The following is a 675-nucleotide window of genomic DNA, read 5'->3' as shown; positions in this document are numbered from 1 at the left end:
AAGCGAACTTAATGTACGTCTTTACTCATGGTCGCAACGCCTTCTCTGTTGTTTAACTTTTTATGACATACAGAGAACACGAAAATGTAACGATAAGAACCAATATGCTCATTGTTACTAGAACCAATTTGAGGTCCATATAATGACAAGAATCGCTACAACCATCGCACTAGCATTACTATTTGCAGCGGGCTCAACCTTAGCAAACACAGAAACTAAGCCAGAAGAAATGAGTAACGACACTCTGTTAGAGTGTGCCAACGTTTCTAACGCACGTATTGCAGTTCCGGAACACAGAGCGATGTTCAGACACTACTTAATGTCTGAGAGAGACTACAGCTTTGACCAGCTATCGTCTGCCGAACTTGAATTTAAAGCAGCAGATAAGAATAAGTCTGAAGTAGAGAACATCTACAAGTCTCAGTGCAAAGAAGTTGGCGAATACCTATATAGCATTGGCTATTAAATTCGAAACCCTAACGACACTCAAAAAGAAAGGCGCATACATTGCGCCTTTCTTTTTACTGACAAAAACCTGTCGATTAGATGTCTAATCTGCATACAAGCTTAAAAGTGTAAATCAAGTAAACTTACTGAGAAAACTCAGACACATCCTTGGGTTTACAGAACGCTCGACGTGCTTTAACAAACAAGAAACTAAGCACTCCAATCACA

1 protein-coding gene is annotated in these 675 nt (G+C 39.7%); it reads left to right on the top strand.

Features of this window, described 5'->3' with window-relative positions:
* The first annotated feature begins 142 nt into the window (after nt 1-142).
* A complete protein-coding gene (locus IQR33_RS12175) occupies nt 143-466 on the top strand; it encodes a hypothetical protein (protein WP_193843715.1) in 324 nt (107 codons plus the stop codon).
* The last annotated feature ends 209 nt before the right edge of the window (nt 467-675 follow it).

Source organism: Vibrio sp. OPT46 (assembly GCF_015163535.1).
In the GTDB taxonomy this organism is placed as follows: Bacteria; Pseudomonadota; Gammaproteobacteria; order Enterobacterales; family Vibrionaceae; genus Vibrio; species Vibrio alginolyticus.
The sequence above is the reverse complement of the archived record's forward strand: the minus strand, read 5'-3'. Positions and strand labels throughout refer to the sequence as shown.

Bases quoted from the DNA above. Each gene is read 5' to 3' on its own strand.
- IQR33_RS12175 (WP_193843715.1), top strand. From the start codon at position 143: ATGACAAGAATCGCTACAACCATCGCACTAGCATTACTATTTGCAGCG.